Below are 3763 nucleotides of genomic sequence, written 5' to 3'. Positions count from 1 at the left end.
CGATAGGCGTCCTCCATCGTCGCATCGGGAAAATCGAGGCTGAGCAGACGGATCTGGCGGCGCGACCGCTCGGCCTCGAACAGCTGTGCCGCGGCGTCCTCCACCTGTTCCGGGGTCATTGCGCTGCCTCGTCGACGACACCGTTTCTGAGCACGCCGATGCCTTCGGCCTCCACCTCGATCACGTCGCCGGGCTTCAGCCAGATCGGCGGCTCGAAGCGGGCGCCAGCACCCGTCGGCGTGCCGGTGACGATGATATCGCCCGGCACCAGCGTGGTGAAGGTCGAGATGTAGTTGATGATCTTGCGGAAGGAAAAAATCATCCGGCTGGTGCGGTCCTGCTGGCGCAACTCGCCATTGACGCGGGTGGTCAGCGCGATGTCGGCGATCTGCGCCTCGTCGCTGAACGGCACCAGCCATGGGCCGATCGAGCCGCTGCGGTCGAAATTCTTGCCTTGCGTGACGTTGAACTTGGCATGGCGCACCCAGTCGCGGATGGTGCCTTCATTGCACAGCGAGAGCGCCGCGATATGGCCGAGCGCGTCGGCCTCGGCAATGCGCCGGCCGGCCTTGCCGATGACGATGACGATCTCGCCCTCATAGTCGAGCTGCGGTGATTCCGGCGGCCGCACCAGCGGCGCGCCATGGCCGACGAAGGAGCGGGGGAAGCGGATGAACAGTGACGGGTTGGAGGGCGCTGCCTGGCCGTCCTTGTACTCCTCGTTGCGGTCGGGGTAGTTGACGCCGACGCAGATGATCTTTTCCGGTGACGGGATCGGGATTTCATAGGCGATGGCGTCGAGCGGAAAATCGGCGGCAAACGCCTCGGCCTCTTCCGCCAGCCGCCGCAAGGCGCCGGCCTCGATCACTTCCCGCAACGTCGGCCATTGGCCGTGGCGCGCCGACAAGTCGACGACACCGTTGCCTGATATCGCGCCATAGCGCACCTTGCCGCCGACGGTGAAGGTGGCGAGCCGTGCGTGGTTCATGCTGCGGCTCCGGCGATGGTGAATATCGGCGAGGTCGGAGCTCTACGACGCCCCCCTCTGTCCTGCCGGACATCTCCCCCTCTTGGGGGGAGATTGGATGTCATCTCTGCCTTCGCCAATTTCCAACGCTGCAAGAGAGGCGCTGACCATGGGCCTGGCCAATCTCCCCCCTTGAGGGGGAGATGTCCGGCAGGACAGAGGGGGGCGTGACGGAACGCTATCATCTCTGAATTCCCGTCTAAGGCGCAATGATCGGCGAAGCCGCCAAATCCGGCTGGCGTGCCTTCGCTCCGGCAAACACACTGCCCTCCTCGAACCAGCTTTTCGGCGCCGGCGCGCCCCACAGCGTCTGGCGTTGCGGGTCCTTGAGGTCCCATTTTATCGGCTCGAGGTCCGGATCGACCGTCTGGTAATCCGAACAGTAAATCTCGATGCGGTGGTTGTCCGGGTCTCTGACATAGAGGAAGAAGGCGTTGGAAATACCGTGCCGGCCGGGGCCGCGTTCGATGTTCGGCAAATAGCCCGTCGTTGCCATCAGATCGAGCAGGTCGATGATGTTGAGCGGCGTCGGCACCCAGAAGGCGACATGGTGCAGGCGCGGCCCGATGCCGTTGGTGAAGGCGATGTCGTGCACGCCGCCCTTGCGGTGCGTCCACGCCGCCCACAGCCTTCCGCTGCTGGCGTCCTCGGTATACTCGGTCACCCGGAAGCCGAGCTCGTTGTAGAAGGCGACGGACTCGTCGACATTGGGCGAGAAGCAGTTGAAGTGGTCAATGCGCAGCGGCTTGACGCCCTTGTACAGCGCATACTTCTGGTGGATCGGCGGCAGCCGCTCCATCTCAGCGTAGAATTCGAGCGGAATGCCGTGCGGATCGCGGGTGCGGAAGGTGCGCGACTGGTAAGGCCGCTCGACCCATTCCACCGGCAGGCCCTTGTCCTTGAAGAAATGCACTGCCTTGTCGAGGTCTTCATCCGAGAAGACCTTGAAGCCAAGGTCGCGCGCTTCTGCCGTGGCCGCCTTCTTCAGCACGATGCAATGGTGCCCACGCTCCTCCAGCGCCCTGAGATAGATGGTGTCCGATGTCTCGTCGGTGACCTGCAGGCCGAGCGTATCGACATAGAAGGCGCGGGATTTGGCGAGGTCGGTGACGGCCAGCTCGACATGGCTGAGGCGCACGATGTTGAAGGCGGGGTAGAGATTGGGCTTGGGCAAGGGCATCTGATTTCCTCCGGTCAGCCGCCGAGTTTCTGGATCGCGTGCGCCGTCGTCGCAAAGGCTATGTTCTTCGTCTCCATGTAGAAGTCGAAGGAATGGTCCCCGCCGTCGCGGCCGATGCCGGAATTCTTGACGCCGCCGAACGGTGTCGGCAAATGGCGCACATTCTCGGAATTGACCCAGATCATGCCGGCATCGAGCGCGTCTGTGAAGCGGAAGGCGCGGGTGACGTCCGAGGTCCAGAGATAGCCGGTCAGGCCGTATTGCGTGTCGTTGGCCAGCGCAAGCGCCTCGGCCTCGTCGTTGAAGGGAATGGCGCTCAGCACCGGCCCGAAAATCTCCTCCTGCGCAATGCGCATGCCGTTGGTGACGTTGGTGAACAGTGTCGGGCCGACATAACAGCCGCCGCCCGGCCCCTCGCCCTTGCCGCCGCCGACGGCGAGCGTGGCCCCCTCCGACCTGCCGATGTCGATATAGGACAGCACCTTCTTCTCATGCACCGGATGGATGAGCGGGCCGACCACCGTTTTCGGATCGAGCGGATGGCCGACGACGATGCGCTTCGCCCTCTCCGCGATTTTGGCGGTGAAGCTTTCATAGATCGAAGCTTCGACCAGCAGTCGCGACGATGAGGTGCAGCGTTCGCCATTCAGCGAATAGATCATGAATACGGCGGCGTCGGCGGCGCGTTCGAGATCGGCGTCGGCAAAGACGATCACCGGGTTCTTGCCGCCAAGTTCGAAATGCACGCGCTTCAGCGTGTCGGCGCCTTGTTTCATGATCATCGAGCCGGTACGGCTCTCGCCGACAAAGCCGATCGCCTTGATGTCGGGATGCTCGGTCAACGCCTTGCCGGCATCTTCACCCAGGCCGTTGACCAGGTTCCACACACCCTTCGGCAGACCGGCCTCCTCGGCGATCTCGACCAGCAGGCGGGCGGTCAGCGGCGAAAATTCAGCCGGCTTATGAACCACGGTGCAGCCGGCCGCCAGCGCCGGTGCGATCTTCCAGGTCGACAGCATGAACGGCGTGTTCCACGGCGTGATGATGCCGACCGGGCCGATAGGCACCCGCGTGGTGAGGTTGACCTGGCCCGTGGTCCGCAGCGTCTCGCCGTCTCGGGCTTCGGGTGCACGGTCGGCGAAGAAGCGGAAATTCTCGGCACCCCGCAACGCCGCCTTGGCCATGAACTTCAGCGCCTGGCCGGTATCCATGCATTCGACGAAGGCTATCTCCTCGGCACGCGCCTCGATCGCGTCGGCGATTCTGTGCAGCAGCTTCTTGCGCGCTTCGCCCGGCATGGCGGCCCAGGCTGGAAACGCAGCCTTGGCTGCCCTGGCGGCGCGGTCGATGTCGGCGGCTCCGCCGCGCGCGACGCTTGCCAGCGGCTTCAGGTCGACCGGCGACAGCGTTTCGAACGTCGCGCCGTCGAGCGCCGGTACCGCCTCGCCGCCGATCTAGTTCAACACGCCATCGCGCCTGAAGCGGTCCATATAGGCCTCGGCCTTGTTCAGATTGCCTTGCAGGTCGGACATGTCGGGTTCCGTCACTTGCCGCGC

2 protein-coding genes and 1 pseudogene are annotated in these 3763 nt (G+C 64.2%); all 3 read right to left on the bottom strand.

Features of this window, described 5'->3' with window-relative positions:
• Nucleotides 1–115 precede the first annotated feature (115 nt).
• The 3 genes and pseudogenes from EN906_RS26245 to hpaE all read right to left on the bottom strand — a co-directional run bounded on the left by EN906_RS26245 (nt 116) and on the right by hpaE (nt 3739).
• On the bottom strand, nt 116–988 hold the full coding sequence (locus tag EN906_RS26245; protein WP_127266756.1) for a fumarylacetoacetate hydrolase family protein: 873 nt from the start codon (nt 986–988) through the stop codon (nt 116–118).
• A gap of 238 nt (nt 989–1226) precedes the next feature.
• The gene (gene hpaD / locus EN906_RS26235) at nt 1227–2207 is read right to left on the bottom strand and encodes a 3,4-dihydroxyphenylacetate 2,3-dioxygenase (protein ID WP_127266757.1); all 981 of its coding nucleotides are present in this window, start codon (nt 2205–2207) and stop codon (nt 1227–1229) included.
• Nucleotides 2208–2221: 14 nt separating this feature from the next.
• Nucleotides 2222–3739: pseudogene (hpaE, locus tag EN906_RS26230) on the bottom strand (5-carboxymethyl-2-hydroxymuconate semialdehyde dehydrogenase).
• Between the last annotated feature and the right edge of the window lie 24 nt (nt 3740–3763).

The sequence above is a fragment of the Mesorhizobium sp. M7A.F.Ca.CA.004.06.1.1 genome (assembly GCF_003999135.1).
Taxonomy (GTDB): Bacteria; Pseudomonadota; Alphaproteobacteria; order Rhizobiales; family Rhizobiaceae; genus Mesorhizobium.
The sequence above is the reverse complement of the archived record's forward strand: the minus strand, read 5'-3'. Positions and strand labels throughout refer to the sequence as shown.